We start from the raw sequence: 3,758 nt of genomic DNA on the forward strand, positions 1-3,758 counted from the left end.
GCGCCGATGTGCCGGCCGCCGGCACGCTGCTGCCGGTCAGCCAGCGCATCACCGCCGGCCGCGTGCCGGGCGAGCTGCAGCCCGGCACCGCGGCGCGCATCTTCACCGGCGCGCCGATCCCGCCCGGCGCCGATGCCGTCGTGATGCAGGAGCAGTGCGAGGCGCTCGGCGACCAGGTGCGCATCAACGAAGTGCCGAGGCCCGGCCAGTGGGTGCGCCGCCGCGGCGAGGACGTGCAGGAGGGCAGTACCGTGCTGACGCAAGGCCTGCGCCTGACGCCGCAGGCGCTCGGGATGGCGGCCTCGGTCGGGGCGGCGACGCTGCCGGTGATGCGCCGGCCGCGCGTCGCGCTGTTCTCCACCGGCGACGAGCTGGTGATGCCGGGCGAGCCGCTGCGCCCCGGCGCGATCTACAACTCCAATCGCTACACGCTGCGCGCGCTGATCCAGGCGCTGGGCGGCGAGGTGACCGACCTCGGCATCGTGCCGGACCGGCTCGACGCGACGCGCGACGCGCTGGTGCGGGCGGCACGGGGGCACGACCTGATCGTCACCAGCGGCGGCGTGTCGGTCGGCGAAGAAGATCACCTGCGCCCTGCCGTGCAGGCCGAAGGGCGGCTCGACCTGTGGCAGATCGCGCTCAAGCCGGGCAAGCCGCTCGCGTTCGGCAGCGTGCGGCGTGGCGCTTCCTCCGGCGCGGGCGAAGCCTGGTTCATCGGCCTGCCGGGCAACCCGGTGTCGAGCTTCATCACCTTCCTGCTGGCGGTGCGGCCGGTGCTGCTGCGGCTGCAAGGGGCCGCGGCCGGGATGCCGGCCGGTGTGCCGATGCGCGCCGATTTCGCATGGCCGAAGCCGGACCGGCGCCGCGAGTTCCTGCGCGTGCGCCGCACGGCCCAGGGCGGGCTGGACCTGTTCCCGAACCAGGGCTCGGGCGTGCTGAGCTCCGCGGTGTGGGGCGACGGCTTGGTCGACAACCCACCCGGCCAGGCGATCGCGGTGGGCGACACGGTGCGCTACGTGCCGTTCTCGGAGTTGCTCGCATGAAGCTGCGTGTCCGCTATTTCGCGTCGCTGCGCGAGTCGCTGGGCAGCGGCGAGACGCTGGAGCTGCGAGACGGCGTCGACGTGGGCGCGGCGCGCGACGCGCTGATCGCGCTTGACGCGCGCCACGCGGCGGCGCTGGCGCGAACCCGGGCGGTGCGCTGCGCGCTCGACCAGGTGCTGTGCGACGAAGCCGCGCGGTTGCACGACGACGCCGAGCTGGCCTTCTTTCCGCCGGTGACCGGAGGCTGACATGGGCTCCACGCGCGTCTCGATCCAGACCGGAGACTTCGACCTCGGTGCCGAGGTGGCCCGCCTGCGCGCCGGTGACGGTGGCGTCGGCGCGGTGGTCGCGTTCGTCGGCACGGTGCGCGACCGCAGCGACGGCGCTGACGTGAGCCGCATGGAGCTGGAGCACTACCCCGGCATGACCGAGACCTCGATCGACGCGATGATCGATGCGGCGCTGGCCCGCTTCGACATCCGCGCCGCGCGCGTGATCCACCGCGTCGGCGTGCTCGATGCGCAGGACCAGATCGTGCTGGTGGCCGTCACGTCGGCGCACCGCGGCCAGGCCTTCCAGGCCTGCGAGTTCCTGATGGACTACCTGAAGACGCAAGCCCCGTTCTGGAAGAAGGAGCACACGCCGCAGGGCGCGCGCTGGGTCGATGCCCGCAGCCACGACGATGCCGCGCTGCAGCGCTGGGGCATCGCGAGCGGAAACCTCGCGCCATGACGACCGGCGTCGGTGCGGGCATCACGTGGCTGCAGGTGCTGGCCGTCGCCACCGGCGCGGTCTTCGGCGCGCTGCTGCGTTGGTGGGCCGGGCTGTGGCTGAACGCGCAGTGGGCGGGTTTTCCGCTCGGCACGCTGCTCGTCAACTGTGCCGGCGGGCTGCTGATCGGCATCGCGCTGTACTGGTTCCAGCGCAGCCCGAACGAGCTGCTGCGGCTGCTGGCGGTGACCGGCTTCCTCGGCGGGCTGACGACCTTCTCGTCGTTCTCCGGCGAATCGCTCGCGCTGATCCAGCGCGACGAATGGGTGCTCGCCATYGGCCACACGCTGGCCCACGTGCTGGGCTCGCTCGCGTGCGCCGGCCTGGGATATCGGCTCGCGCGCCTCGCACTCGCCTGATCCCTCCAGATCGACCTCTGCTGCTTTGCAGACGGGTTCTGCATCATTTGACGACAAAGCCTGGTTACGATTTGTTTCCTTCGGTGGACTCAAATAGCAGCAGAGGTGGATCCAGTGACAGCAGCGACGACGGTGCGGCGACGGCTGAGCGTGCTTGCGCAGTCCGTGAACGTGCAGGACATGCTGAAGGTCGAGGTGTTCCTGCGGCTGGCCCAGGGCCGGCTGCGCTGCGACTGGCAGGTCTCGACCACCGGCGAAGCCCACCTGCTGCTGCTGGGCGGCGACGAACCCACCACCATCCCCGGCCTGCTCGACGACCCGGTCTCCCAGCTGCAACTGGTCGACGGGCCCGGCACTTCCCTTCCAGCGTCCCATGCCGACGGCCACCAGGTGCTGACCCGGCCGCTCCAGTACGACGCCTTCGTCGATGCGCTGCTGGCGGTCGAAGACAAGCTGCTGCCGAAGTTGCCTTCCGCGGCCCCGGCCCCGATGGTGCCGGCCACCGCGGGCGGCCGCCAGCCCTGGTCCACCGGCAGCTTTCGGCTGAGCCGCTGGCCGTCGGCCGGCCTGCTGCAGCCGCACCGCTACGGTGTGCGGCTGGCCACCTTCCTGTCGGTGCGCCCGGTGACGCTCGACGAACTGGCCCGCCTGTGCAACGTCGACAGCGCCGAGTGCGCGAGGTTCGTCGACGCGATGGGCCATGCCGGCCTGCTGAGCCTCGCGGCCCGCGTGGCGCCGCAGTCGCGCGGGGTGCCCGCCGCAGCCGGYGCGCCGGGTGAGCGTAGCGTGGCGCCAGCGGCCGATGCGGGCCTGGTCTCCCGCCTGCGCCGCACGCTCGGCATCAGCAACAAGGGCTCGACATGAAGGACCCCAAGATCGTCTTCACCGGCACGCCCGGTGCGGGCAAGACCACCGCGATCGCGGCACTCAGCGACACGCCGCCGGTCACCACCGACGTGCGCAACACCGATCCCTCGCTCGCGAAATCGCACACCACCGTGGGTCTCGATTTCGGCCAGGTCGACCTGGGCGACGGCCAGGTGGTGCGGCTGTTCGGCACGCCGGGGCAACTGCGCTTCGAATTCATGTGGCAGATCCTCGCCGCCGACGCGCTGGCGCTGGTGATCCTGATCGACAACTCGCGGCCCGATCCGCTGAGCGACCTGGTCGACTACCTCGATGCCTACGGCACGCTGCTGCCGTCGATGAACGCCGTGATCGGCGTCGGCCGCACGCTCGAATGCCCGCTGCCGACGCTCGACGAGTTCAGCGACATCGTCGGCGAGCGCGGGCTGGTCGTGCCGGTGCTGGCCGTCGACGTGCGTGAGCGCGACGACGTGCTGATGCTGCTCGACGTCGTGCTGGCCCAGGTCGAAGCGCGCGTCGACCTGGGTGTCGAGGCCACACAGGAATGACSATGGACCGAAACGAGATGACCCGCCATGCCCAACTGGCGGCGGAAGCCTTGATGGCCGACGTGAGCGGCGCGCGCGCCGTGCTGGTGGCCACGCCGGACGGCTTCGACCTGGCGCATGCCGGCGCCTTGCCGCTGGATGCCAGCCGGCTGGCCGCGATGGTCAGCTCG

6 protein-coding genes are annotated in these 3,758 nt (G+C 71.7%); all 6 read left to right on the plus strand.

Annotation, left to right across the window (positions count from 1 at the left end; translation table 11 throughout):
- A partial coding sequence (locus tag AC1D1T_RS30910; RefSeq protein WP_477993214.1) for a molybdopterin molybdotransferase MoeA occupies positions 1–1,043 on the plus strand: 1,043 nt, incomplete at its 5' end.
- Positions 1,040–1,291 carry a MoaD/ThiS family protein gene (locus tag AC1D1T_RS30915; RefSeq protein WP_477845372.1) on the plus strand — a complete coding sequence of 84 codons (252 nt, stop codon included), beginning with the start codon at positions 1,040–1,042 and terminating at the stop codon, positions 1,289–1,291. The genes AC1D1T_RS30910 and AC1D1T_RS30915, both read left to right, overlap by 4 nt.
- Position 1,292: 1 nt before the next feature.
- Positions 1,293–1,775: a molybdenum cofactor biosynthesis protein MoaE gene (locus AC1D1T_RS30920; RefSeq protein ID WP_477828511.1), complete on the plus strand. Its 483-nt coding sequence runs from the start codon at positions 1,293–1,295 to the stop codon at positions 1,773–1,775.
- Complete coding sequence (crcB, locus tag AC1D1T_RS30925) at positions 1,772–2,173, plus strand: fluoride efflux transporter CrcB (RefSeq protein ID WP_477828512.1); 402 nt, start codon at positions 1,772–1,774, stop codon at positions 2,171–2,173. The genes AC1D1T_RS30920 and crcB overlap by 4 nt, the downstream gene beginning before the upstream one ends.
- Positions 2,174–2,287: 114 nt before the next feature.
- Positions 2,288–3,037 (plus strand): hypothetical protein, encoded by a 750-nt coding sequence (locus AC1D1T_RS30930; RefSeq protein ID WP_477845115.1) that lies wholly within the window; start codon positions 2,288–2,290, stop codon positions 3,035–3,037.
- Positions 3,034–3,588: a GTP-binding protein gene (locus AC1D1T_RS30935; RefSeq protein ID WP_465112546.1), complete on the plus strand. Its 555-nt coding sequence runs from the start codon at positions 3,034–3,036 to the stop codon at positions 3,586–3,588. Before AC1D1T_RS30930 ends, AC1D1T_RS30935 begins: the two co-directional genes overlap by 4 nt.
- The last annotated feature ends 170 nt before the right edge of the window (positions 3,589–3,758 follow it).

Source organism: Rhizobacter sp. P2_H3, from assembly GCF_056403355.1.

What these genes read in the sequence shown, in the direction of transcription:
- AC1D1T_RS30915 (WP_477845372.1), top strand. Translation starts at nt 1,040, where the DNA reads ATGAAGCTGCGTGTCCGCTATTTCGCGTCGCTGCGCGAGTCGCTGGGC.
- AC1D1T_RS30920 (WP_477828511.1), top strand. Translation starts at nt 1,293, where the DNA reads ATGGGCTCCACGCGCGTCTCGATCCAGACCGGAGACTTCGACCTCGGT.
- AC1D1T_RS30935 (WP_465112546.1), top strand. Translation starts at nt 3,034, where the DNA reads ATGAAGGACCCCAAGATCGTCTTCACCGGCACGCCCGGTGCGGGCAAG.